Raw genomic sequence first — 24,107 nt, forward strand, 5'->3', positions numbered from 1 at the left:
TAGTATTAGAAATACCTAATGTATTTTAATAACTTAAAGTTAAGCTATGCTTGAAATTATAGTATATAGCTAAAAAACAAGCTTAATTAAGAAATGACTAAATTTTGTTAGCAAGCAGTACGTTGACGAACTACCTCATATAAAGACACACCAGCAGCGACAGAGACATTCAAGCTTTCTACATTGCCTAGCATAGGAATAGAAAATAACTCATCACAATGCTCGCGTGTTAAGCGGCGCATACCTTGGCCTTCAGCGCCAAATATAAGGGCAATAGGTAATTTGAAATCCAGCGAGTAAATCGTTTTATTGGCCTCTCCTGCAGCCCCATAAATCCAAACGCCTTCTTGTTTTAGGAATTCTAAGCTACGCACTAAATTGGTCACACGCACTAAAGGTATCGTTTCAGCAGCACCGCATGCTACTTTACTTACTACTGGCGTAAGGCTTGCACTTTTATCTTTTGGCAAGATAATAAAATCAACACCTGTTGCATCTGCGGTGCGCAGACAAGCGCCTAGATTATGTGGATCAGTAATAGCATCTAAAATCAATAACAAAGGTGGCTTTTTACTTTTATGTAGTAAGGAAGATAAGTCATTCTCACTAAAGATAGGCAGTGCATCGACATAGGCTACAACACCTTGATGAGTAAATTGAGCAAACCGCTGATTCATCTGCTGTGCTGTTAAACGCTCAATAGGAATACGACGTTCCATCGCTAGATTAAGTAATTGCTGCAGGCGTTGATCGCGGCGCTCCATATTAAACAGAAGCTTTCTTATAGGACGCTGACCTTGCTTTAATAGAGCAGTCACGGCATGCATGCCGTACATAATTTGCTCACTCATTATTAGCGTCCGGAGCTTCAGCTAATTCAAAATCAATCTTGCGCTCATCTAGGTCGACTCGAGATACTAGCACTCTAATTTTATCACCAAGTCGGTAAGTTTGGCCACAGCGTGTTCCTCTTAAACGATGTTTAATAGGATCAAACTCGTAGTAATCATTTTTTAATGAAGTTACATGAACTAAACCTTCAACAAAAATTTCATTTAATTCGACAAAAATACCAAAACCGGTAACAGCTGAAATAGTTCCATCAAAGGTTTGACCAAGTTTATCTTGCATATATTCACATTTTAACCAGGCAGTCACTTCTCGAGTAGCTTCATCTGCTCGTCTCTCTGTTCCTGAGCAAGCCTTGCCAAATCGATTCATATCCTCTTCAGTGTAAACAAACTCTTCAATTGGCTGGCTGTCTATTAAATGGCCAATAGCGCGATGAATAAGTAGATCAGGATAACGTCTAATAGGGGAAGTAAAATGGGTGTATGCAGGATAGGCTAACCCAAAATGCCCATCATTTTTTTCTGCATATTGAGCCTGCTTTAACGAACGTAAAATAACTGTTTCTATTAGGTGCTTCTCAGGTTTATCACCAATAGAGGCAATAGTAGCTTGGAAATCTTTTGGATGCGGCTTTTTGCCACCACCTAAACGCAAACCTAGTTCACCTAAAAATTGCCGCAATGCCATAATTTTATCTTCATCAGGCGTAGCATGTACCCTATATAACGCTGGAATTCCTGATTTTTCCAAAAAACGAGCAGTTGCAACATTAGCGGCTAGCATACATTCTTCAATTAGTCGATGAGCATCATTGCGCACAACAGGCACGATACGCTGAATTTTCCTATTTTCATCAAATTCAATTGAGGTTTCTGTTGTATCAAAATCCATTGCGCCGCGCTTCTTACGCGCTCGTAATAGTATTTTATAAAGGCTATATAAATCTTTTAAATTCGTCCAAACTGCTTGTTTATCTGAATCAACAGCATCTTTCTCTAACCAGTTTGCTACTTGCGTGTAAGTTAGACGCGCTTGTGAATGAAAGACAGCTCGATAAAATTTTGAGCGAGTAATTTTACCTTCAGCACTAATTGCGATTTCAGCAGCTATACATAACCTGTCAACATGTGGATTTAACGAACAAATACCATTGGATAATGCCTCTGGGAGCATAGGAACAACTTTGCCTGGAAAATATACCGAGTTGCCACGACGAGCTGCTTCTTTATCTAAGGGCGAACCCATCGGAACATAATGACTCACATCAGCAATAGCAACATAAAGCTGATACCCGCCTTTTGCTTTTTTATAACAGTAAACGGCATCATCAAAATCTTTAGCATCTTCACCATCAATGGTAACAAAAGGCAGATGTCTTAAATCCGTACGGTCAACACATTGCTCGGGCGTAACATGTTGTGAAATTCTAGCAACGAAAGCCAAAACATCATCGGGCCACTGATGTGGAATGCCATGAGCATAAATAGCTACTTCAATTTCCATACCCGGTGCCATATGCTCACCAAGTATGTGAATTACTTTTCCAACCGCCTGATTTCGTTTACTAGGAAATGCAATCACTTCAACTAAAACGATCTGGCTCTGTTTTGCATTATTAGCAAACTCTAGGGGAATAGAGATATCTTGAGTTAGGCGCTTATTATCAGGAATAACAAAGCCTACGCCCTGTTCCGTGAAAAAGCGGCCCACGACTGTTACGTTGGCATGCTCAATAACCTCATGAATTTTTCCTTCTGGCCGCCCACGCCTATCTTGACCACTTTGATAGGCGAGGACAGTATCACCATGCATGACGGCCCGCATCTCGGTTGCTGATAGCAACATATCATCGCTGCCATCATCGGGAATAAAAAAGCCATACCCATCCGGATGTCCCTGTATTGTCCCTTTCTTTAGATTAATACGTTGTAAGAGGCAAAATCTATTGCGGCGATCTTGCATGATTTGCCCATCTCGCAGCATCGCCTTTAAGCGAAAGCCTAATGCCTCTTGTTCACTTTCTGAATGGATATCTAGTTTATTGATTAATTGATTTCGTGACATAGGACGACCGTATTCTTCTAGCACTTGCATAATTAACTCTCGGCTAGGAATAGGTAGGCCATATTTTTCTTTTTCACGTTGATAGTAAGGATCTTTTTTCTTTTTACTCACAAGCACCACATTATTATTAAGTTCATTATAGACAGTTCATTTTTACTTTCTTAGGCCACGCAGTTTATCATTTATTGAGCAGTCGGTAATTGAAAGCCCCTACCCCCTAAGTATGCGCTTAAAGATTCTAAAGTCATATTTTCACCAGCCCAAAAAGTACCTGTTGCACTTGCTGGTAATTTAACCTTTGGCCAATGACATATAGCTAACATGCCAGCACAAGGAATTTGCTGCTCATGACCCGGCCTTGATTCAATACAACTTAATTCAAAAGAATTCTTATCAAGTGCTAAGGCTGACCAGTGCTGCGCTTCAAGGCGACTACTCCAGCCTGCACTAGCACTTGGTTCCGAAACAGGATGCGTAATCCACAAATCATTAGGGGAATTGTTATAAATTAAGTAAAGTGTTGGCTGTTTAGTTTTTAATATAACTGTTTCACCTTCTACAGCAACAGGATTACAGCCAGTAGGAAATATAACTTGACCATAGGCTAAAGTATTTACAATAAATGATAGCATTATTGTGCACCAAACTTTCATGAAAATCTCCATCTGTGTCTTAATTAAGGTCTATAAATTAAGATAGTTTCAAATACGTTAGCAAATTAGCTTCTCAAGTTATAACAAAATTTTGTTATTTTATTAATACTACACTTTTTGCGCAGAAATTGGTAATTAACATCGTTAGATATTAATTAAAGTTTATTTAACTTCTGTAATTCCACGTTTAAAAATATGATACACTCAAACTTTTCACAGTGATTAACTAATTATGAAACCTGATGTATTAGTTGCTGAAATCATTAACTTACATCGTAATAGCATTATCGCATGGAAAAGTAATGAAGTTACTTATAGTCATAAAAACTTTCTAGCTTTAGTTGAAGAAAACCATGGCTTTAACTATAAGCTTTGGCACGCTGAAGATAAAGCGCGTCGCGATGATATGGGTTATGAGTTTGTTTATCAGGCAAAACGAGAAATTGATTACTATAATCAACAACGTAATAACCGAATGGAAGCGATTGATGAATGGCTCTTTACTTATTTAAAACCAGCTCCCCAATCAGAGTTTTGCCCCACACATTCTGAAACACCCGGCATGATCATTGATAGGCTTTCTATTCTCGCTCTTAAAATTTATCACATGAAGCAACAAACCTTGCGTCAGGAGGTAAATAAAGAGCATATTTTTCAGTGCGAACAAAAACTTGATATTTTATTACAACAACAAAGTCAATTATCTCTTTGTTTAGAGCAACTACTTAAAGAATTTAAAAACCAGACACGAACATTTAGAATTTATCGACAATTAAAAATGTACAATGATCCTAGTCTAAACCCGCAACTTTATCAGAATGAAAAAGCTTGACTAAATAATTATCACAAGAAGATATTTTAAAGCTGTCTAGCTCGGTGTCGGTGTCACAGTACTTATAACGGGAGAGAGGAAATTGTCTTTTCTTGAAAATAATGAAAAGGAAGATGAGCCTAGTCGTAATGCTTTAGTTAAGTTGGGCTTCTTAATTATGCGAGTATCAGATTGAGCGGAGCTGACAGTATTTTGGTTCAATCCGCCTAGCTTCTCTTCTGCAATGTCATTTTTACTAAAAAATCTATTTGTTGTTAATTTAGCTTTCTCTGTTCGGTCATTTGAGCTTTGACTAGTGTGATGGAATAATAGAGAAGTGAAGCGGGATATCGGGATTGGCTGGGTGGGTTTTCTTGAGCAATGTTGAGCTAATTGAGAATTATTCGCTACCCTCTCAGCCACTATGAATTCACTGTCTCTTGATGGTGGCGCTTGTAGCTGCTGTTGAGGATCTTTTACTTTAATTTTTTGATTTATAGGCGGAGGATGATCCGGTTTATCGCCATTTGTCAGAGTCGGCTCAGCTTTAGGATCTGCTGCTTCAACACTAGCTGCCTGTTTACCGTCCATAGGATTAGGCTGAGAGATAGGAGGGCGGCCAAAACTTCGAGCATGAGCGCGTAGCGCCAAGGTAAAAGCATATAATGCTGATGCTGCAAATGAAATACCTATCATAACTGGCGTATCATGATAGTGCCCGTCACTTGCTAATTCTTGCAATGGATTAAGTGTATAATCTACAGCTTTAGTACCTTTACTTAATCCTGAAAAAAAAGAACGTATGGTTTCAAACCATTGTTGAAAAATAAATTCAGGCGCACTTGGCACTTTTTTACCATCATCAATAACCTTTTTCACTTCCTCTTTAAAATCTCTTGGCTTTTCAGAGCACTCAGGGTCTTTAAGTAGTTTAGTATTCCGTTGCTGTATTTGCTTTAAATCTTTTAACATGTCGTTTAACTTTTCGTAAGGCTTATCAGCAACAATGTCTTCTTTAGTTCTATGCTTGTAATGTTGATACATGGAGTAAGCAACGAAGCCAGCTAGAAATATAATACCCGCAGAAATACAACTGATAATTAACGCCGGCGGAAATGTCGCGGTGGTAAAAACAATGATTGTTGCAATAGCAAACACCACACTTGAAAGAGCGCCATATGCAGCTAAACCATGCCTCATTCCTTCTAAACAAGCTTGCAACGGTGATAGAGTTGCTAAAGATTTAAGATGATCACGCTTATTTTTAAATTCTAGTAACGTTGCTTTTATATTTGCGGTTAGCTTATCTTGTTCCTCAAGAAGAGCTTTCGTTTTATCACCTAATGCTATAAGTTCAGATATTTCCTGCAACCGTGCGAAATTAGTTTGCAAAACCGGGGTATTTTCCTTAATAAATAATGCTAGATCAATTTTTACTTGTGAGATTTTAAGCTTGCGCTGATGGTCATACTCCTCATACATCCGTGTCGCAATACAAACAAGGGAGTAAGTAACACAAAGGGTAGCCATTGCTAATAATAATGGCCAGTTAAATGAGCATAACGTTAGTATTCCTATATAATAATAAAGGCTATCTGCTATACCACTATACGCTACTGCTACATAAGCAAATCGATGCCTATTCTTTACTTCCTCAGCTTGGTCGAAAATAGAATTTCTTATTCTTTTATAGTCTTCGCTCGTTAGATTTTCGTTATTCTCAATTGATTCCAGCAATATAGCATTTGCTCTCATCATATCCTTACGCAAACTTATCATATGACGTAGCCAAATTCGATTCATTATTGTCAAGCCACTTATCACTAAACCTACTGGAAGAATTAAAAGGTTTAAATGAAAGCCGCCCAATAAATTAGCAACTTGAACCGCACTACGCACACCCTTATAACCATTTTTTAATCCTTTTAATGAATCACGAAGATAAGGCCAGGTAACAGCGATATAACGTTTAAAAAGATTCTTGTCACTGTCTTTAAAATGATTGGCAAGCATTGAAAAAACAATTAATGTGATTGATTCTGTTGCTGCAACTAACATTCCTGCAGGAGTTAATGTCCATTCATGCATAGCATCAGATGAGGAAGTTTTACTATTCGTTAAGACAACATCGAAGAAGTATTTAAGGGTACTGTAGGAAAGATTTAGACCATCAAGTAAGCCATAAAGAAGATAGATATGACCCGCTTCATGCAGCTGCTTAGCCAACAAGCGACTTTGAACATCTAGCCTACCCGCGATAGCATAAATAGAACTTTCATTATCAATTGAAGAGCCTGTATCATTCGCTAAATTGGTCTTGGTCGTCATGGAATTAATGCAACGGCTAAGATGGGCCGCATTTTACATGACTTCCTCGCAAATGACAATATATTTTTCATCTTGATTTAAAATAGACCAAAATAGCTAGTCCATCAACAATATTAACATAATTATCTAAAAATAAAAGTAAAATTTTTGTTATTCTTTGGCTAGCTGATTTCTTGCTGTCCTTTACATTACGAGGTTACCTAATGAATGCTTTTTGCTTTCTTTATAAACCTTCTGCTATTAATATTTACTTAAATCTTTAAGCCTGTAATTCTTAATGATTTTTTTTCTTTCTAACATCTCGTTAAACTAAGATTTCTTATCTTACTGCATAGATATACAATTATCTCTTGCCAAATGCGTAATAAATGAGTATAAAGAAACTACTGTGATATATAATTGCACACTTAAAATTATGCAGCAGGCTATCTTATCAATGACTAAAAAGAGAGTAATTTATAATTTTAACCTCCGATTAATTAATTATGTGGCCGCCTAGGCCGTTTACGCTCGCTCAATATTCAAATTTGCTCTAGCTTAAAACCATCTATTTAAAGCCCTTAAATAGACTCTTAGGCTAAATCTTAATCTTAAATCGGTAGGAAAATCTTTTCATGCAGCAGTATAAATTAACATTAATCTATGGGTTCGCAATTTTTGTAATGTTTTTTGGCTCTGGTAATTTAGTATTTCCTTTACAAATTGGCCATATAGGTGGCTCACACTGGTTTTTAGGGTTTCTAGGTTTACTACTGACCGGTATTTTTTTACCCTTATTAGGTTTATTTGTAATTAAACTTTATCATGGTAATTATCTTCATTTTTTTAATGAAGCAGGAAAATTAGCGGGCGCATTTCTACCCTTTCTTATCTTATCTCTTCTGGGTTCATTTGGTGTAGTTCCCCGGTGCATTACCGTTGCTTATGGCAGTATAAGCTATCTTTTTCCACAAATTTCTTTGATGTGGTTTAGTTTAGCTTTCTGTCTTATCACTTTTTTCCTTTGCTTAAACGATACCTTTATGGTTAAAGCGCTAGGAAAATGGATGAGCCCCTTACTACTGTCTACCCTTGTTATTTTAATTTTAATTGCAGTAATAAAAGCCCCTGCGAATCTTCATGAAACTATAGCTAGTCAAGCCTTCAGCAATGGCTTTTTAACAGGTTACCAAACGATGGATCTCTTTGCTGCTTTTTTCTTCTCATCATTAATTTTTAAGCAAATACAAAAAGAGTTTCCCGAATCTTCTAATCAAGAAATTATTCGCTTTGCAATTAAGCCTAGTATTTTAGGAGCTGCTTTATTGGGGCTTATTTATTTAGGGTTAGTTTATCTAGGTTCTCACTACGCTGCATTACTCTCTAATGTTAGGCCTGAGTTGATTTTGCCTACTATTGCTGCGCATGCGTTAGGCAGCCAAGCTACTTTATTTATGGCTATTACGATGTTTTTTTCCTGTTTAACAACAGCAGTTGCTTTAAATAATTTATTTGCACGTTATCTTGCTACAACCTGTAAAGCAGGCAGGAATAAGTTCTTTATTTTTTTAATTCTTACAACAGGATTTGCGTTTATTATATCTTTATTAGATTTTAGAGGCATTGCAGCTTTTCTAAATCCTATTTTACAACTTACTTATCCTGCTTTAATTGTATTAACAGTCTTATGCTTATTTCTACGCAAAGGACAGCGCTTTAAAATGGCAAGTTTTTATTTTATTACAGGCTTAATTGGGCTTACCTCTTTTCATTTAGCAAATTAAAGAACATAGTTAGTGGCTATTAATGTAATTTCTTTAATTAAACTGGAAACAATTTTCCTATACTATGAAGGCCTGGGCACAGTCTCACTAAACTGGTAAGATTTATAGATTTAACTAACGAGAGCTCGACACAAAAGAGCCGAGGGCTCTTTTGTGCCGCTAAACGAACGTTATCCCGTAAAATGCAAAGCATTTGTACGGGATCTAGACTAAAAAAGCTAGTTCAACCGAAAAGATTACAAAATCTTTTCGGTTGAACTCACGTTAACTAGAGGGGAAGAGATGAAGTTATCTACATTGCTCATTTTAGTTTGCATAATATTTTCAGGATATACAATGGCTTCAGAAAATAAAATTGTTTATGGCTATGTTGAAAAAGCTATCCTGGTTGATAAAAACCTTCCATTGTCAGCCAAGCTAGATACTGGCGCAAAGTCTGCCTCACTTAGTGCAATTCATATTCAACAGGTTGAGCAAAATGGTAAAACTTATTTAAGTTTTCTTGTTCCTACCAAAGAAGGAGATATTCCATTTATAGCCAAATATTTGGGAGATGTAAAAATTAAAGTAAGAGCTGGTGAACATTTAAAATCTAAACAAGACCCTTTAAATAGACCTGTTGTACTAATGCGTATTCGAATTGGTGATAGGGAACGCGCCATCCCTGTTAATCTAGCTAATCGTAAACGCTTCTTATATCCTCTCTTACTAGGGCGAGATGCTATCAAAGCATTCTCAGGTTTAGTCGATCCAAGCATTACTTTTAATGTTAAACCAGCAGTGTTGAATAATAATGAAGTCAAATAAACATCATGTCTACGGTTTAATTATAACCTTGTTTGTTTTTGGTATAGGGTTATTTTTATATCGCCACTTGTTTTTAGATGTACCACTTACTGATACTGAAACTGTTAATAGCTGGATGGTCGAAGCAAACCTTCGCTTCACAGCTGAGCGAAATACGCCAGTTAAAGCAAACTTTATTATTCCTTACATGCCACCTTATTTTGCTATTTTAGATGAATACTTTGTTTCACATAATTATGGTGTTACAACAAATTTAGTTGGTTATAATCGACAAACAGTCTGGTCGTTACGCCGCGGCGCAGGTGATCAATCACTTTATTATCGAGCAATATTTCGTGAAACAGATACAAATGAAGCAACTCTACCCAAACCACCACCTATTAAAGGGCTGTCCTTGGCAGAAAATCAAAAATCAGCAGTCAATAACATTACTAACCTAGTTCGCCAGTCTTCAGCAGATATCCAAACTTTTGCACAAGGGACAATAAAAGAATTAAATAAAAAAGAGGGAAACGCTAAACTTCTTATTGGCAGTGATTTCTCTGAAGAGAATGTTCTTAATGCAGCAATCTTGATACTAAATCAAGCCAAGATTTATGCAATGTCTGTAAAAGGAGTTTACTTAAGCCAGCAAAATAAAGCTGAGTTTAAATCATTTATGGCCGTTTATAATGGTAAAGAATGGCTCTATATTAATCCACGTACTGGCAGTGCAGGCTTACCTAAAAACTTCTTAGTCTGGCAATACGGTTCTGAACCCTTATACACTGTGGTGGGTGGTAAACGAGCTACATTTAATTTAACTATCTCGCCTACGCCTATCAATGCTCTAACTATTGCTAAAGCCAGGGGCCTACAAACAGACTCAGAGATGTTAAGGTTTTCCTTACTTCAGTTACCCGTTAATGCTCAAGAAACTTATAAGATTTTACTTACTGTACCGATTGGCGCTTTTATTATTCTACTGTTGCGTAACTTTATTGGTTTAAAAACATTTGGAACATTTATGCCAGTGTTAATTGCACTTGCCTTTCGAGAAACGCATGTTATTTGGGGTATATCATTATTTATACTTATAGTATCTTTTGGATTATTAGCTCGGTTTTACTTAGATCAGCTTAGACTTCTTTTAGTACCACGACTTGCAGCTATATTAACCATTGTTATTCTTTTGATGATTTTTATCAGCGTGCTGAGTCAAAATTTAGGTCTTGAATCTGGTCTTTCCGTTGCCCTATTTCCTATGGTTATTTTAACCATGACTATTGAAAGAATGTGTATAACATGGGATGAGCGTGGTCCAAGTGAGGCAATTAAGTCGGGGCTAGGTAGTCTATTAGCGGCAATTATAGCTTTTTGGGCTATGAGTTATGCGCCAATACAATACTTATTTTTTGCTTTTCCAGAATTATTATTAGTTTTATTGGCTTTAATTTTACTTGTTGGCCAGTATAGAGGTTATCGGCTCTTTGAACTGTTCCGCTTTAAAGTGCTGGCTGGAGCTGGAGGTCCTTAATGTGGCATGTTTATCGTCGTTTGAAGCAGAAAGGTATTTTAAGTATTAACCAACGTAATAGTGATTATGTATTACGTTATAATCACCGTAAGCTTTATCCGTTAGTAGATGATAAATTACAAACTAAACATTTGGCTTTAAAAGCTGGGATTGCTGTTCCCCCACTCTATAAAATAATAGAAACAGAACATCAGATAAAAAACATTAAACAACTTTTAGCTCCTTATAAAGATTTTGTGATAAAACCTGCCCACGGAGCAGGTGGCGATGGCATTATTGTTATCACAGAGCGAGTCTTTGGACGTTATAGGCAGATAAATGGTAAATTACTTACAGATCAAGAGCTAAGCTATCATCTCTCTTCTTTATTATCAGGCGCTTATAGCCTTGGCGGCCATGCTGATTATGCCATTATAGAACATCGTGTTATCGTTGACTCAGTTTTTAAAGAGATAAGTTATGAAGGTGTGCCTGATATTCGTGTTATTACTCTGTTAGGTTATCCTGCTATGGCCATGATTCGTTTACCAACACGTTTATCAGGAGGAAAAGCCAATTTACATCAAGGCGCTATTGGTGCAGGTATTAATCTTGCAACTGGAAAAACCTTAGGTGGTGTTTTTCACAATGACACGATTGATTATCATCCTGATACCTTAAATCCAATTGTAGATATTGAAGTCCCTCACTGGGATAAAATCCTTGAAATTGCTGCAAGTTGTTATGAGCTAACTGGATTAGGGTATCTAGGTGTCGATATTGTTCTTGATAGAGACCATGGCCCCTTAATGCTTGAATTAAATGCAAGACCAGGGCTAAATATACAAATTGCTAATCGGGAAGGTGCTGTTAAACGATATAAATTAATTGAGGCACGTGCATCTACTAAAGAGACTATTCTTGACAGAGTTGCCTTTAGTAAACAACAATTTGCGCGGTAAGTCACAAATTTAAAGCCCTAAGTTTCTAGCAATAGGGCTTAAGGAAATGTAGTCTGCACTAAACAAACATTATTTGTTAAAAGAAACTATTTTAGATCAGAAGCTAATTGTCTCTAAGAAAGTAGCCTTACTTCCTAACAATTAAATTGTTTTGTACACCTTTTACGCCAGGCACTTTAGTAGCTAATTCAAGAGCAGTATCACTTTGTCGAATGGTTTTAACATATCCACTTAATTCTACAATACCATTATTAGATTGTACGTCGATGGGTATTCCTGCAAGTTGATTATTGTTAGCAAAAGTAGCCCGCACTGAATCAATAATTGCAGCGTCAGAATGCATCATAAAAGGTATATTACTGCTGGAAAGCATATTATTATTCTGGCACCCAAACAACAACATCATTAACGTTGCTATAACCGCTATCTTAAAGCAATTTTTCATGGGTTCTCCTTAGTTAACGTGAATTCAACATAAAGATATCTGATATATTTATGTCAAATTTGTTTATTTTTGATCTGGATCCCGTACAAATGCTGCGCATTCTACGGGATAACGTTCGTTTAGCGACACAAAAGAGCCTTTGGCTCTTTATGTCGAACTCACGTTAGTTAAATCAACTGTCTGACCTTATCATGACTATTTCATATTAACAACTTCTCATTAGTTAATTGAATTAAATCAATGATTGATTATAATGATTTGCTTGTTTTACGTGTTAGAGTGAGGAATAAGATGCTTATTTCGCAAGAACCTGCTGCTGAGAAGAAGACCCAATTTCGTATTAGAATAAGTAAAGCAGTTTATGACGAAATAACAGAATACTGTGAACGTGCTGGTATCCGCTATAGAGATTTCTTTATTGAACATGCCTGCCGCTATATTTTTAAACATGACGATGATTGGCAAGCATTTAAGGCAAGTAAGGAAATCGAATAATTATTGATTATATATTTATTTATATTGTATTAACATTTTAATAAGTACCAATACTGTTAAATGCAAAGGGTAGTAAATCCAAAACAGGTATCGTAACCGTGGAAATTTAATATCTATTAAAGTTGCTAACAGAATAATCGGAATCGTTGCCATAGCCCAGTTATTATCATTAACTGGGTTTAATAGAAAATAAGAAATTAAAATAAAAATAGCAAATAATCCTGATGGTTTACGTAAATAAAGCCAAAAAGAGACACTTAAAGCTAATCCTGACCAGCTATACTCTACAAGGAGTCCTCCTAGAAAAAACATACAAAAAGCAAGGGCTTGTCCTCTTTTCTGTGAATAAATGAAAATAATTGTTGCAGCCATCCAAAGTGTAAACATAATGTTTAAAGGAAAAAGGCTTTTTAAGTGCAGCATCATGATGTAGCCCGGAGTTGCTAAAAGACCAAATAATAGAAACCTCCTACTCATTTTTAAATAAATCTTACTTGTAAGATTTGCAGGTCTTGCCAAATTATAAGCAAAAACAAAGGCAAATAAAGGCATTGCTAATCGACCGATACAAAAGGCAGGATAATAGCTTGGGTTGAAAAAAATGCGGTTAATATGATCAATTGTCATGAATAGCAAAGCCAGCCATTTTAAGGCTTCAATTGTACCATCTGGAATTTTTATCTGTGGAAATTTGAACACAGCAACACTTATCAAGTTAAACTTGTATCATATCAATAATTTTTTATTATTTAATTAATTTATAATTTAAATAGGCAAGCCTGTATAATGATTTATAATTAAGGTTATATAATAATTAGCTTGTAAAGAAACGTTGCTTGATTAGATGACTAATGTTAATTTAGCAGCATTATTGGAAGTAAATATTTAGCAAATCTGAATAAATTTTAAATTTATTTTTATGTTAACTGAGGTAAAGCCATGGAACTAACGAATCAGAAAGTTGGTATTTTAATTGAGAATGACTATCAAGAGTTAGAATTTTGGTATCCTTATTTACGTCTACAGGAAGAAGGAATAGAGCCTTTAATTATAGGAAAAGAAGTTAAAAGTTATAAAAGTAAACTAGGTTATGAAGCAAAAGCTGATATTACGGCAGAAGAAGCAAGCAGTATGTATTTTGACGCCATCATTATTCCGGGTGGTTATGCACCAGATAAGATGCGTGTTCAACCAGCAATGTTACGTTTAGTGAAGAATACTTATGAACAAGGAAGTATCGTTGCAGCTATTTGTCATGCTGGATGGGTATTAATCTCTGCTAAAATTTTAAATGGTAAAAAAGTAACAGGCGTTAAATCAATTCAAGATGATTTAATTAATGCCGGCGCTCAATTTCTTGATGAGCAGGTTGTAGTAGATAATAATCTAATTACCTCAAGAACCCCAGTCGATCTACCTTTCTTTTGCCAGCAAATTATTAAGAAATTAAATAATAAAAAATAGTTTTTAATTCTAATTCGCTCTTAACCACTGCTTGACAAAAGAAGCTGTATCTCTTCGCGAATTTTTGGAGCGTAATTTCCTTACCATCTCTACATCTAATTGGCAGATCATATAATGAAGAGCACATAAAATTAGCCCTTGTTTAATGCTAAATTACTATAAACTTATTATTATTTTAAAAATTAAACCAACTTAAATAATTTGCATGTTTGTTTATCATTGGCTATTCTCAATAATAGCTTTATTATAATTAATATCTAATTAATAGTCTTAATTCTGCTGTATTAATATAATCTACAAATAATAAATTTTGTTGATTTCAATTTATAATCAATATTCACAATAATTATCTTAGATCTAAATAAAAATAGCTTAAAAACACAATAATAAACTGGCTAATCACTCAATTGGAGAGAGGATAAAAGTAAGTAAATGGTAGTTTATTGTCTTTTTTTCTTATTGCATAATATTTATCGAGGTTAAAAAATAGAAAATCATATAGTTATTAAAATAACTTACCGTCAAGCTGATAAAACCTACATGCATTTTAAATGTAAGGAAAGGAGGTTAGCCATGAACATGCAAATAGTAAATACAGACGATGTTATTGGAGCTGACGTGAAAAATTCACAAGGTGAAGATTTAGGTACGATTGAAACGCTTATGATTGATAAACTGCAGGGACAAGTCGCTTATGTAGTATTATCTTATGGTGGCTTTCTGGGCATGGGCAAAAAATTATTTGCTCTACCTTGGGGCTTGTTTTCTTATGATTCAAAGCGAGAATGTTTTATTGTACCAATTGATAGAAAGACGCTAGAAGCATCGCCTGGTTTTGATAAAGATCATTGGCCAGATATGTCTTCTCAGGCTTGGAAAAAAACAATGACTGATTATTATGGAAGTTATTTATCTCACCCAAATCAACATTAATAGAAAATAGCGCCGAAGTGAATTTCGGCGCTTTTAAATATTTTAAAATTAAATTACAAGGAGATAGTATGAAAAAATTACTCTCAATATTGGGAGCTACCTTCGCCATACCTTTATTAGTTCATGCTGAACTACAGCCCCCTACCACTAGCCCTACCGAGAATGATACTGCTACGCAAACATCAATTCCAAAAGTTGGCAGTAAATCACCAGAAACTGCAAAGAAAGCTGAAAATAAAGATGAAAAAGTCTTAGATGATAGTATGGTAAATGAAGATTCGCCGGTAAATCCGGTTATTCCACCAACTAATAACATGAATGACTCACCTGGGCCTTAAAATATAATTTTACTGCCAAATATTTAATATTTGGCAGTAGCTAAACGTTTATCATCTACCGCCCAAGGTAGGAAATGGGATTATAGTTGGAATAAGTTTGAAAAATTGTAAAATAAAAATAAGTAATAAAATAAAGACTAAAAAGTTTAATAGTCCTTTTATTATAGGTGCCATAGGAATAAACGCATTAATCCCCCAAAGCACAACACCCACAATAATAATTAAAATAATTAAATGTAAAAGCGTCATAGTTAAGTCCTTTTTACCAGTAGAATAAACACTCTAACTAACCTTTAATAAAAACTCAATTAAAAGTATGAACCCTTTTATTAAATCTTAATAAGTATACAAAAAATATACTTATTAAGATATGAGCTTAGGCCAATTTAGCTTACTATTCCTATAGATAAATAGGAAATCATCTAACAACAAATTAACTAATAACTTGGACGAAGAAGCCTTAATTCCCTATCTAATTTATTATCTAAGATAAAGGTATTTTAATGTTAAACTTACATTCATAAACTTTAATAGTTAAGTTTAGCTAAATAAGTGAGATCAATATGAGAAAATTTAGTCTACTTGATCAAGTTATCCAAGAAGTTGACATAGCCTTGCGTACGATTCTGCCGCCGCCTAAACGAATTAGTAAGAGAGCATCACCAATTGAAAATAAAAATTTTACAGAAGTACTAACACAGGATCAGAAAAAGCATGTCGCAGGTCTTATGAGAGTAAACCATGCCGGTGAAGTTTGTGCGCAAGCCCTCTACCAAGGACAAGCATTAACAGCACAGCTAACTGATGTAAAAGCACAAATGATAAGTGCAGCAGAAGAAGAAGTTGATCATTTAGCCTGGTGTGAAGAGCGTTTAGTTGAGTTAAATAGCCAACCTAGTTTATTAAATCCGATCTGGTATATTGGTTCATTTACGATTGGTGCGTTTGCGGGATTAGTTGGTGATCGATTTAGTTTAGGTTTCTTAGCAGAGACAGAATTGCAAGTAAGTGCCCATTTACAAAAACATTTAGAAAAACTACCTACAGAAGATAAAAGAACAGCACTTATTCTAAAACAAATGCAAGAAGACGAAGCTCATCACGCTGAAATGGCTAAACAAGCAGGCGCAGTTGAATTCCCTGGGATTTTAAAATATTTAATGAATAAAACATCTCAAATCATGACTAAAACAAGTTATTATATTTAATTATGATCAACATTATTTTGATAATTGTTGGCCTTATTCTCGTTGCCCTTAATGCTTTTTTCGTGGCAGCAGAATTTGCGATGGTTAAATTAAGGTCAACCAGAGTAGCCATTATTGCAACTCAGTATCCTTGGCGCGGTGCCATTCTAGCGCGTGTACACCGACAACTGGACGCTTATTTATCAGCATGTCAATTAGGCATTACTTTAGCTTCTTTAGGCTTGGGATGGGTAGGTGAACCTGCCTTTGCTGACTTATTATCACCTTTATTAAAATACCTTGGCCTCACTACGCCAGGATTAATTGAATTTATTAGCTTTACTTTCGCTTTCACCTTTCTATCCTTTCTTCATATCGTTATTGGCGAACTGCTTCCTAAGTCTTGGGCAATAAGACAAAGCGAGCGCGTTGGCTTGTGGACAGCAGTACCACTGTATATTTTTTATTGGCTAATGTACCCTATTATTTGGCTTCTCAACTCCTGCTCTAATTTCTTTTTAAAAAAGTTACGTCTAGATGAAGTGCATCCAGGCGAAGAATCACATTCTACTGAAGAATTAAAACTCATACTTCGTTCCAGCCAATTACATGGTGAGCTTACCTCCCAGGAGAGTAATATTTTAGCTCACACCCTTGAACTTGCTAAATTACAAGCAATTGATGTGATGTGTTCTTATCATGATATGGTAACGCTAGATAGCACTGTCATAAAAAAGGAACTTCTTGATACATTAAGTCGTTATCGCTATAGCCGATATCCTGTTTACAGCCAGCAGGAAAAGAAAATAATTGGCCTTTTACACGTTAAAGATATTCAACCCTTACTACATAACAAAAATGATAATGAATTATTAGATTTACGAGCCTTAGCTAGGCCTATTCCCAAAATTTCACATAGGCTACCTGCTTTAACTTTATTGCGTCAATTTCAAAGTGGAATGCCACATTTTGCCTTAGTCTATAATCGCCAAGGAGATATTGCTGGTTTCGTTACGCTCGATAATCTATTACACTTAGTTATTGGCGTTATTAAAGATGAATTCCATAAAACCCGAGATGCCTGGATAAAACATCCCGATGGCAGCTTAACTGTTAAAGGAAATTGCCCCATATTTGCTTTAGAAAGAGCTTTACAAAGACCATTGACGCTTACAAATGAGCAAGAAGAAATCACAACTATAGGTGGATTAATTTTGCATCAACTTGGCTCTGTACCAATAATTGGGCAACGAGTTGAATTTCCAGATTTCTCTGCCGTTATCGAAACGATGAAGAAGGCAAGAATTACTCAAATTAGAATTTTCCCTAAAAGTAAAAAATTTAATGGCGCGGACAGATGATGGCTTCGGAAACTTTCTTTATATTGTTTGTTATCCTAGTTGCCTTTATTTTTGACTTTATTAACGGCTTTCATGATGCAGCCAATTCAATTGCCACCATTGTTACTACAGGTGTTTTAACCCCTAGACAGGCGGTTTTGTGGGCAGCCTTTTTTAATTTCATTGCATTTTTGGTTTTTAAATTAACTGTTGCTCAAACAATTGGAAGTGGGCTTATTGATACCAACATTGTTGAGCCTTATCTTATTTTTGCCGCTTTATGTGGCGCAATTTTTTGGAATCTTTTGACCTGGTATTACGGTATACCGTCAAGCTCTTCACATGCATTAGTTGGTGGACTTGCAGGTGCTGCTTTAGCTAAAGCAGGATTTGGTGTATTAAAACCAATAGGTCTCCTTAAAGTATTAGCTGGTATTTTCATTTCGCCCCTGGCAGGCTTACTATTAGGATTTTTTCTGACAACAATGATTAGTAGATTTACAGAACAACACAATGAACAATCATTACAAAGATCTTTTAGAGGCTTTCAACTAATTTCGTCAGCTTTCTTAAGTTTAACTCATGGCGGGAATGATGCTCAAAAAACAATGGGTATCATTGCCGTGCTGCTATTTTCTTCTTCGTGGCTCGGGGATACTTTTTATGTGCCTTTCTGGGTCGTTATTAGCTGTCATTTAGTTATTGCCCTAGGTACTATGGCTGGGGGCTGGCGTATTGTGCATACAATGGGTACCAAAATTACTGAGTTAAACCCTCTACGTGGCTGCGCGGCTGAAACAGGCGCTGCTATTATGATTTTTATAGCTACTGAATCTGGGATCCCTGTATCTACTACTCATACTGTTACCGGTGCTATTACTGGTACTGGTGTAAGCCGCGGCGTAGAAGAGATACACTTACCTATCTTAAAAAGGATATTTTTTTCATGGTTATTAACAATTCCGGGAGCAGGCATTGTAGCTGGCGCTATGATATTGTTATTTAAATAGGTCACTTTCAGGTTTAAACATCCTCACTAGGTCTACTTAACTATAAATTTATTAAAAGATGGCTTTAAATAGAGTAGTAATAAATATGCCATATAAAATAGCGCCAAAATAAGCGACTAACAAGCACAAACCATCTTCGCCTGTTAAGCCTAGTCCAAATAAAATGATAAGAGCGGCAAAAATAAAATTACTCATGGGAATAGGTAATAATAAGAGAAAGCTTAATAAAAGTAGCATTAAACCATGTACTCTCTCCATAATAGGAGAAGTCATAAGGCGCAGGCGTGGTTTCAGTAATCTTTCGATATATTTTAAATAAGGCAAGGTTTTTTTTATAATTTTGGCAAGCTTCCTTTTGTTAACTTCCTTTTCCGATAAAGATTTTGGTAGCCATATCCGGTGCTTTCCAATAATAATATGCAGTGACACAAAAACAATGGGTAGACCAAAAATAAAAGAAAAACCAGGTACAGCTGAGATGGGAAGCGCACTTGGCAAAGCAAAAAGAACAGTAATAAGGCCAAATCCTTGCTCACCTAATCCTTCAACAATACTCCCATAAGTCATTTTCTTTTCTTTTGCTGCACTATCTGCTAATTGCTTTAACGCTCTCGACATAGGGTAACTTCTTTCTCTACTTTCCTTAGCCAAAATAGTTCCTTAGTATTAATTTTTAAGCATCTTGCTCGTTTAGAGCACTATGAAATCGACCATAAGCAAAATAAATAATTAATCCTAGAACCATCCATATAACAAAACGTAGCACTGTAACCCACGGTAAATGGATAAGTAGATAAGTACAACTTAGTACACCTAATATAGGAATAAGAGGCATGAATGGTGTTTTAAAAGGTCGAGGTAATTCCGGATGTCTGTAGCGTAAAATAATTACGCCTACACAAACTATCATAAAGGCAAACAAGGTACCGATATTAACTAACTCGGCTAAATCACTTATTGGTATGAAAGCAGCAATTAGAGCCATAAGAATGCCACAAATTAAAATAATTCTTACAGGCGTTTTAGAATGAGTTCCAGTATGGGCAAAAAATTCAGGTAATAAGCCATCTCTCGCTATAGCAAGAAAAATACGCGTAAGCCCATAAAACATGACAAGCATCACTGTGGTTAACCCAGCAATTGCGCCAACCCCAATTAAGCCTGCAGCGATTTTATGTCCTAAAAGTAACATAGCATGACTTATAGGCGAAGGCTCATTTAATAAAGAATAATGTACTATTCCAGTTAATAGTCCTGAGACGATAATATATAAAACTGTACATATAACCAATGAACCCATAATGCCTAAGGGCAAGTCACGTTGCGGGTTAATAGCTTCTTCAGCAGCTGTTGATACGGCATCAAAACCGATGTAAGCGAAAAAAATTAATGAAGCGCCATGCATCACACCTTTCCAGCCAAAAGGCATAAAAGGCGACCAATTCGCTGGGTCGACATTAATACTTGCTATAACAATAAATAGCAAGATCACAGCCAATTTAATGATAACCATCAAGTTATTAAAACGTGAGCTTGTTTTCACGCCCCAAATTAACAAGCCTGCTAAGAGTAGGATAATGCTAGGGGCTAAAATATTAATCCATCCCCCCTCAAACGGTCCTTTTAATAGAAAAGACGGTAAAGTTATTCTCAGCGTTTTTAATAAATCATTGAAATAGCCACTCCAGCCAGTTGATACTGCTGAGACAGCAATTGAATATTCTAGAATTAAGTCCCAACCTACAATCCAAGCAATTAATTCACCAAATCCAGCATATGCATAGCCGTAAGCACTTCCGCAGCCGCCCACTAATGCAGCTAGTTCAGCATAAGATAAGGCTGAAAAAGCACAAGCAAGTCCTGCCATCACATAAGAGAAAATAATTGCAGGTCCCGCTTGGGTAGCAGCTACTATGCCTGTTAAAACGAAAATACCGGCACCGATAATTGCACCAACGCCAAGGGAGATTAGGTCAAAAGCAGATAAGCATTTTGCTAGATGACTATGCGAATGACTATGCTCAATAATGAATTTTTTACGAAACAAGTCCATGTTATGCTCTCTTTCCTATTTAGATAGTAGATTTAGAACAATAGTATGCTAAAGTCACTTTAGCACTAAATATTGTATCTGGGAATTAAGACTAAAATTTAATTGCAAACTTATGAAACGAGCCATTACTGTGCTGTTCCTAACATTCTTTTTGCAATATAGCCATGCTGGAGAAATCGAGCATTGTGCAAACTGGCCGTATTGGTTTAAAAGTGCTTGTCAGCGACTATACCAGATATGGGAACAAGGCGATAATGAACTCTATTTCTCAGGGTATGCTTGGCATAATCGTTATACTTATAGTGCTAAAAAAGTTAAAACTTATAATGAGCAGGCTTGGGGAGCCGGCTTAGGAAAAGGTTTTTACGATGAAAAAGGGAATTGGCATGGTTTATCTGCTATTGCCTTTCTTGATTCTCATAAAAATATTGAACCAGCTATTGGTTACGCTTATCTAAAAATGGCCCATTTTAATGAGAACATACGATTTGGTATAGGCTATTCAATTTTGGTGACAGCTCGGCCTGATATATTTAACAATATTCCTTTTCCTGGCATATTGCCTTGGGCCTCATTTTCTTATCGCCACTTAACTTTATCGGCTACTTATATTCCTGGCGCTGAAGGTGCAGGTAATGTACTTTTCCTCATAGGAAAATGGACTTTCGATCATATTTGAAATACTGGTAACCTGTTAGGCATCACTTTTAAAAATCTTAAAACTATTTCTCCCAGCTTGCTTAGCTTGATAAAGAGCATAATCAGCGTCTGCCATTAGTTTAGTAGGTGAATCATCCTCTCCCTTATAAAAAGTAATCCCAATACTGATTGTTACCACTAAAACTAGATCCTTAAATTTAAATGGATCACTGACCTTTTTAATAAGTTTATTGGCTATAACAATAGCATCTTGCCAGGAAGTTAATTCCTCTAAAAGAATAATAAATTCATCGCCTTCTAAACGAGCGAATGTATCATAGTCACGTATACTGCGCTTAATACGTGCACTAAACGCCTTTAATAACTCATCCCCTATAACATGCCCATAGGTATCATTAACCGATTTAAAATAATCAATATCTAAATACATTAAACCTAATAAACAGCCGTGACGCTTTACATGCGACATTGAGCGCTTTAATATTTCATCAAATGATTTTCTATTGATAAGTTGCGTTAAATAATCGTGATGAGCTAAATAAGATAATTTTTCTTGTACTTCTTGTAATTGTTTTAAAACTTTAGTCCGTTCCTTTAAAATACGCTCCTTAGTTTCATATAAAATCTGATGTGCTAAACCCGCGGCAATAAAACCAGCCATTAATTGTAATATGTGAATATCATTAACAGAAAAAGCATGCGGTTTATCAGATAAGATCTTAAGGACACCAATAGGCTTACTTTCATAAACTAATGGCGCAACAACAAGTGAGCGCGCCTGCACTTTCCTACAGGTTTCAATGTTAACCCGCTCATCTTGCTCCGTATCCTCGGAATAAAGTACTTCATTTCTCACAACACATAAATCAGAAATACTGCCATCTCTATTAAGACGTAAACCTACGTGGTTAGCAATTGTGCCTGCTGCGACTCGATAAACCATTTCATCTTTTTCTAGTAATTCAACCACTGCACCTGTAGCGGGTGTAAGTAATTGTACTTGCTCAGCAACAAACTGCATAAATGCATCTAAATCAAAATTTGCTTGCCCTAGTAAAGATTGTGTTTTAATAATTTGCTTTAAAAAAGCAGATTCCTGCTGCAAACTAGATTTCTTAGCTGATTGCTTTGTCCTCATGAATCACGCTCCTCAAAGAGCAGTTTTTTGGCCTTATAATCTCAAATTAATTAGCATTACTTCTCTTCTAGTAATAAATTATTTCGTAGTTAAGGCCTCAAATGCATAATATTCTTCTTCCTGATCAAATTTTGATCTGCAATCTTTTATTAGTTAAAATAAATCCTAATTTACTTTAATCAAATTAATAGTAGCAGCAAACGCTTATGGTTGCTTGGTTATTATAGATTTATGCAAAAGTGATTAGATGTTTTTCACAAACAAGGACAATAATATGAAAGCTTTAATAGGTAATTTCTTACTTTTAATCGCAAATTTTACTTGGGCAATGAATAGCAATTTTTTATTTTTACAACACGCAAGCACGGGTGAACTGATTAAAAATAAAGATAATAGCTATAGTTTAACATTACGTGACGTACCGCCTTGTATTAGTTATTTTACTGACAAACCAAAAAAGCAAGCAGGTATTTTACCCTTATCGCAATTTATTGAATTGTTGGCAGGTAAAAACTTACGTAATCATTTCTCTGCTATCCTGCCTAATGCAACCTTGGCGATGATGTCTACTTCAGGTCAACCACAAAATTTTATTGCTCTTTTATCAAAACCGCACTATATCGAGAATAACACCATCACCTACCAATTAAAAATAAGGAGTAAAAATCCGGTTCTTACCGGTAATATGAAATACATTAGTATGTTTATTGATGATGTACATTGGCAGCCCAATAAAATGACTAATTAAACTAAGTTCAACATAAAATATTTCACTTCTTTATATTGTATTTAGATTATCTTTCAGCTAAATCGATATAGGCAATTTGATACCGTAAAATAATTACGATATCAAATTATAGATATTGAACCACTGTTTATCTGTAAGAATGGCTATGAGTATGTGAATTGTGATAGTCCACTCGAGGATCCTGCCTTCTAGTATTATCTCTCCAAGGTGAGTTGTAATGTGCAGGTGGCGGAGTCGTAGTTAAATAGGGATGGGAATTAGTAGGCACTATGATTTGCTGCGGTTGTACTGTTGAATGATGCTGGTGATGGTTATGATGATGGTGATTCCTATTATCCTGTGTAACCACGACAGTGGTCGCAGGGACAGAGCCTAGGCCAACTAAGATAGTACTCGTTGATTGTTGTGGATTTGGTCTGCTCATTTTAGTCCTCCAATGTCTAAAGAAGAGACTATATAATTAATTTTACAATTATGCAATATTCTTAACATAATTGTAAAATTCATCAAGCAAGTCTTTTTAATAAAAAAGTAAACTAATTTATTCTACAAAGATCACTA

The 24,107-nt window shown here is 35.7% G+C and carries 25 protein-coding genes; 14 read left to right on the top strand and 11 right to left on the bottom strand.

What is annotated here, in order from left to right:
* Positions 1-107: 107 nt before the first annotated feature.
* The 3 genes from rlmB to ACQUW5_RS11215 form a co-directional block, all read right to left on the bottom strand.
* Positions 108-851 carry a 23S rRNA (guanosine(2251)-2'-O)-methyltransferase RlmB gene (gene rlmB / locus ACQUW5_RS11205; RefSeq protein WP_444991341.1) on the bottom strand — a complete coding sequence of 248 codons (744 nt, stop codon included), beginning with the start codon at positions 849-851 and terminating at the stop codon, positions 108-110.
* A complete protein-coding gene (rnr, locus tag ACQUW5_RS11210) occupies positions 844-3,027 on the bottom strand; it encodes a ribonuclease R (protein WP_444991342.1) in 2,184 nt (727 codons plus the stop codon). The genes rlmB and rnr overlap by 8 nt, the downstream gene beginning before the upstream one ends.
* A gap of 71 nt (positions 3,028-3,098) precedes the next feature.
* Entirely contained in the window at positions 3,099-3,569 is a 471-nt protein-coding gene (locus ACQUW5_RS11215; RefSeq protein WP_444991343.1) for a hypothetical protein, read from the bottom strand.
* A gap of 232 nt (positions 3,570-3,801) precedes the next feature.
* Between ACQUW5_RS11215 and ACQUW5_RS11220 the strand changes: the two genes are divergently transcribed.
* On the top strand, positions 3,802-4,401 hold the full coding sequence (locus ACQUW5_RS11220; protein WP_444991344.1) for a DUF4254 domain-containing protein: 600 nt from the start codon (positions 3,802-3,804) through the stop codon (positions 4,399-4,401).
* 36 nt (positions 4,402-4,437) lie between these two features.
* Here ACQUW5_RS11220 and ACQUW5_RS11225 read toward each other — a convergent pair whose 3' ends face one another.
* Positions 4,438-6,708: a hypothetical protein gene (locus ACQUW5_RS11225; RefSeq protein ID WP_444991345.1), complete on the bottom strand. Its 2,271-nt coding sequence runs from the start codon at positions 6,706-6,708 to the stop codon at positions 4,438-4,440.
* 614 nt (positions 6,709-7,322) lie between these two features.
* Between ACQUW5_RS11225 and ACQUW5_RS11230 the strand changes: the two genes are divergently transcribed.
* From ACQUW5_RS11230 to ACQUW5_RS11245, 4 genes are all read left to right on the top strand, one after another.
* Positions 7,323-8,471: a branched-chain amino acid transport system II carrier protein gene (locus ACQUW5_RS11230; protein WP_444991346.1), complete on the top strand. Its 1,149-nt coding sequence runs from the start codon at positions 7,323-7,325 to the stop codon at positions 8,469-8,471.
* 336 nt (positions 8,472-8,807) lie between these two features.
* Positions 8,808-9,278 carry an ATP-dependent zinc protease family protein gene (locus ACQUW5_RS11235; RefSeq protein WP_444991347.1) on the top strand — a complete coding sequence of 157 codons (471 nt, stop codon included), beginning with the start codon at positions 8,808-8,810 and terminating at the stop codon, positions 9,276-9,278.
* A complete protein-coding gene (locus ACQUW5_RS11240; protein ID WP_444991348.1) occupies positions 9,265-10,794 on the top strand; it encodes an inactive transglutaminase family protein in 1,530 nt (509 codons plus the stop codon). Before ACQUW5_RS11235 ends, ACQUW5_RS11240 begins: the two co-directional genes overlap by 14 nt.
* The gene (locus tag ACQUW5_RS11245; RefSeq protein ID WP_444991349.1) at positions 10,794-11,735 is read left to right on the top strand and encodes an alpha-L-glutamate ligase-like protein; all 942 of its coding nucleotides are present in this window, start codon (positions 10,794-10,796) and stop codon (positions 11,733-11,735) included. Before ACQUW5_RS11240 ends, ACQUW5_RS11245 begins: the two co-directional genes overlap by 1 nt.
* Before the next feature lie 127 nt (positions 11,736-11,862).
* Here the strand turns inward: ACQUW5_RS11245 and ACQUW5_RS11250 are convergent, their stop codons facing one another.
* On the bottom strand, positions 11,863-12,180 hold the full coding sequence (locus ACQUW5_RS11250; RefSeq protein ID WP_444991350.1) for a BON domain-containing protein: 318 nt from the start codon (positions 12,178-12,180) through the stop codon (positions 11,863-11,865).
* Between the two features lie 291 nt (positions 12,181-12,471).
* Here ACQUW5_RS11250 and ACQUW5_RS11255 point away from each other — a divergent pair, with 291 nt between their 5' ends.
* A complete protein-coding gene (locus tag ACQUW5_RS11255; protein ID WP_444991351.1) occupies positions 12,472-12,675 on the top strand; it encodes a hypothetical protein in 204 nt (67 codons plus the stop codon).
* A gap of 15 nt (positions 12,676-12,690) precedes the next feature.
* Here the strand turns inward: ACQUW5_RS11255 and ACQUW5_RS11260 are convergent, their stop codons facing one another.
* On the bottom strand, positions 12,691-13,374 hold the full coding sequence (locus ACQUW5_RS11260; protein ID WP_444991352.1) for a TraX family protein: 684 nt from the start codon (positions 13,372-13,374) through the stop codon (positions 12,691-12,693).
* Between the two features lie 240 nt (positions 13,375-13,614).
* On the opposite strand from ACQUW5_RS11260, the gene ACQUW5_RS11265 reads away from it, so the two are divergent.
* From ACQUW5_RS11265 to ACQUW5_RS11275, 3 genes are all read left to right on the top strand, one after another.
* Positions 13,615-14,139 carry a type 1 glutamine amidotransferase domain-containing protein gene (locus ACQUW5_RS11265; RefSeq protein ID WP_444991353.1) on the top strand — a complete coding sequence of 175 codons (525 nt, stop codon included), beginning with the start codon at positions 13,615-13,617 and terminating at the stop codon, positions 14,137-14,139.
* Between the two features lie 573 nt (positions 14,140-14,712).
* Entirely contained in the window at positions 14,713-15,072 is a 360-nt protein-coding gene (locus ACQUW5_RS11270; RefSeq protein WP_444991354.1) for a PRC-barrel domain-containing protein, read from the top strand.
* Positions 15,073-15,140: 68 nt separating this feature from the next.
* Positions 15,141-15,410 (top strand): hypothetical protein, encoded by a 270-nt coding sequence (locus ACQUW5_RS11275; protein ID WP_444991355.1) that lies wholly within the window; start codon positions 15,141-15,143, stop codon positions 15,408-15,410.
* 51 nt (positions 15,411-15,461) lie between these two features.
* On the opposite strand, the gene ACQUW5_RS11280 is transcribed toward ACQUW5_RS11275, so the two are convergent.
* Positions 15,462-15,659, bottom strand: a complete 198-nt coding sequence (locus tag ACQUW5_RS11280; RefSeq protein WP_444991356.1) for a Thivi_2564 family membrane protein — start codon at positions 15,657-15,659, stop codon at positions 15,462-15,464.
* A 314-nt stretch (positions 15,660-15,973) separates the two neighbouring features.
* Here ACQUW5_RS11280 and coq7 point away from each other — a divergent pair, with 314 nt between their 5' ends.
* Genes coq7 through ACQUW5_RS11295 form a run of 3 tightly spaced genes read left to right on the top strand, consistent with a single transcriptional unit; the run spans position 15,974 to position 18,947 of the window.
* Positions 15,974-16,618, top strand: coding sequence for a 2-polyprenyl-3-methyl-6-methoxy-1,4-benzoquinone monooxygenase (gene coq7 / locus ACQUW5_RS11285; RefSeq protein WP_444991357.1), 645 nt, complete (start codon positions 15,974-15,976; stop codon positions 16,616-16,618).
* Between the two features lie 2 nt (positions 16,619-16,620).
* Positions 16,621-17,958 (top strand): hemolysin family protein, encoded by a 1,338-nt coding sequence (locus tag ACQUW5_RS11290; protein WP_444991358.1) that lies wholly within the window; start codon positions 16,621-16,623, stop codon positions 17,956-17,958.
* Positions 17,958-18,947, top strand: coding sequence for an inorganic phosphate transporter (locus ACQUW5_RS11295; RefSeq protein WP_444991426.1), 990 nt, complete (start codon positions 17,958-17,960; stop codon positions 18,945-18,947). Before ACQUW5_RS11290 ends, ACQUW5_RS11295 begins: the two co-directional genes overlap by 1 nt.
* Positions 18,948-18,998: 51 nt before the next feature.
* On the opposite strand, the gene ACQUW5_RS11300 is transcribed toward ACQUW5_RS11295, so the two are convergent.
* Positions 18,999-19,598, bottom strand: coding sequence for an exopolysaccharide biosynthesis protein (locus ACQUW5_RS11300; protein ID WP_444991359.1), 600 nt, complete (start codon positions 19,596-19,598; stop codon positions 18,999-19,001).
* Positions 19,599-19,620: 22 nt separating this feature from the next.
* Positions 19,621-21,000 (bottom strand): amino acid permease, encoded by a 1,380-nt coding sequence (locus ACQUW5_RS11305; protein WP_444991360.1) that lies wholly within the window; start codon positions 20,998-21,000, stop codon positions 19,621-19,623.
* Positions 21,001-21,112: 112 nt separating this feature from the next.
* Here ACQUW5_RS11305 and pagP point away from each other — a divergent pair, with 112 nt between their 5' ends.
* Positions 21,113-21,679 (top strand): lipid IV(A) palmitoyltransferase PagP, encoded by a 567-nt coding sequence (gene pagP, locus ACQUW5_RS11310; RefSeq protein ID WP_444991361.1) that lies wholly within the window; start codon positions 21,113-21,115, stop codon positions 21,677-21,679.
* 15 nt (positions 21,680-21,694) lie between these two features.
* On the opposite strand, the gene ACQUW5_RS11315 is transcribed toward pagP, so the two are convergent.
* Positions 21,695-22,798 carry a diguanylate cyclase domain-containing protein gene (locus ACQUW5_RS11315; RefSeq protein ID WP_444991362.1) on the bottom strand — a complete coding sequence of 368 codons (1,104 nt, stop codon included), beginning with the start codon at positions 22,796-22,798 and terminating at the stop codon, positions 21,695-21,697.
* A 274-nt stretch (positions 22,799-23,072) separates the two neighbouring features.
* On the opposite strand from ACQUW5_RS11315, the gene ACQUW5_RS11320 reads away from it, so the two are divergent.
* On the top strand, positions 23,073-23,546 hold the full coding sequence (locus ACQUW5_RS11320) for a hypothetical protein (protein ID WP_444991363.1): 474 nt from the start codon (positions 23,073-23,075) through the stop codon (positions 23,544-23,546).
* Between the two features lie 127 nt (positions 23,547-23,673).
* On the opposite strand, the gene ACQUW5_RS11325 is transcribed toward ACQUW5_RS11320, so the two are convergent.
* Positions 23,674-23,970 (bottom strand): hypothetical protein, encoded by a 297-nt coding sequence (locus tag ACQUW5_RS11325; RefSeq protein ID WP_444991364.1) that lies wholly within the window; start codon positions 23,968-23,970, stop codon positions 23,674-23,676.
* Positions 23,971-24,107 lie beyond the last annotated feature (137 nt).

The sequence above is a fragment of the Legionella pelazae genome (assembly GCF_052527395.1).